Genomic DNA, 1,450 nt, shown 5'->3' on the forward strand with positions numbered 1-1,450 from the left:
GCCGCACCGCACGCTAGCCGCGCAGGGTTGCGCCGCCGTCCACGTAGAGATCGCTCATGGCGATGTGGCCGGCCTGGTCGGAGAGCAGGAACATCACCGCCTGCGCCACGTCTTCAGGGTTGGCCAGCTTGCCCAGTGGAATACCCGCCTTGAAGGTCTCCGGCGTGCCGGCAATGACACGCTGCGCGCCCTGGTCATCCGCCCACATGCCGGTCTGCATCGGCGTCAGCGTTGATCCCGGTGCCACGATGTTGCAGCGGATGCCATGCGGTGCCAGTTCCAGCCCAAGGCAGCGGGTGAACATGGTGGCGGCGGCCTTGGACGCGGCATAGGCCGCCATGCCGTGGCGCGGCACGCCGGCCGCATTCGAGCTGACCGTGACGATCGCCCCCCGCCGCCGCGGCGTCATCACCCGCGCCAGCGCCCGCCCCAGATGGAACACGCCATCGGTGTTGACCGCGAACACACTGCGCCACTGCGCATCGCTGATGCCGGTCACTTCACCCACCTGCAGCACACCGGCCACGTTGACCCCGAAGCCGATCGGGCCGAGGTCGCTCTCCACTGCGCTTACCCGCGCATCGACTGCCGCGGCATCGCTGACATCCAGCGCGTATGCATGCAGGCGTGGATGAGCCGCCCGCACCGGCGCTTCACGATCGGTCGCCACCACCACCGCGCCGCTGTCCAGCAGCAGCTGCACCAGTGCTGCGCCAATGCCGCCTGCGGCACCGGTCACCAGCGCCACGGTGCCGTCGAATCCGGTCAGTTTCATGCCGTGGAATCCTTGTCTGGATCGAAATCTGAAAGCTGCCGTGACAACCACGGAGCGAGCTGGGCCACCGCATCGCGGCCGGTGAGTTCGCTGTGCAGGAAGGGCAGCGGCATCGACGCCACGCGTGCTGCGTGCGCCTGCCACAGCGACGACTGCAGCTGCGGGCGCCGCACATGGTCACGCGCCGCACGCACATGCGTGAGTGCGCCATCGAAGCGACGATGATGATGCTCACGGATCAGCCGGTTGGTGCCGGTCACCGCGCGCACCACGCCGTCCAGCACGACGTCCGGAAGATGGCCCAGTGTGCTGTCACCGCGACGCAGGAAGTTCACGATGCGCTCGCGGGTATCCAGCTCCGGATGGCCGTCGGGGTCGTAACCGGCAATCGCCAGCAGCGCCCGCAATGCGGCCACCGGGTCCGGTTCGGGTTCTGCCCGCCAGCATTCGCTGGGATAGGCATCCAGCAGCACCAGTGCGCCCACCGCGCGGCCCTGCGCCTGCAGATGCACGGCAATGGCCTGGGCAATGATGCCGCCGACCGACCAGCCCAGGAGATGCACTGGCCCCTCAGGCTGCCGTTCGACGATGCGCGCGGCGTACTGCGCTGCGAGCGCCTCGATGCTGTGCGGCAGTGGCGCGGCCGGATCCAGCGCTGGCGACTGCAGGCCGAAC

2 protein-coding genes are annotated in these 1,450 nt (G+C 68.9%); both read right to left on the reverse strand.

Going from position 1 to position 1,450, the window contains the following annotated elements; genetic code table 11:
• Nucleotides 1-13: 13 nt before the first annotated feature.
• The gene (locus EGJ34_RS21675) at nucleotides 14-775 is read right to left on the reverse strand and encodes a 2,3-dihydro-2,3-dihydroxybenzoate dehydrogenase (RefSeq protein WP_125362446.1); all 762 of its coding nucleotides are present in this window, start codon (nucleotides 773-775) and stop codon (nucleotides 14-16) included.
• The coding region (locus tag EGJ34_RS21680) for a thioesterase domain-containing protein (RefSeq protein WP_125362447.1) at nucleotides 772-1,450 on the reverse strand (679 nt) is incomplete at its 5' end. The genes EGJ34_RS21675 and EGJ34_RS21680, both read right to left, overlap by 4 nt.

Origin of the sequence: Stenotrophomonas sp. 278 (assembly GCF_003935715.1) — a bacterium.
GTDB lineage: Bacteria > Pseudomonadota > Gammaproteobacteria > Xanthomonadales > Xanthomonadaceae > Stenotrophomonas > Stenotrophomonas maltophilia_AH.

Coding starts and splice junctions, on each gene's coding strand:
- EGJ34_RS21675 (WP_125362446.1), bottom strand. CDS start 775: ATGAAACTGACCGGATTCGACGGCACCGTGGCGCTGGTGACCGGTGCC.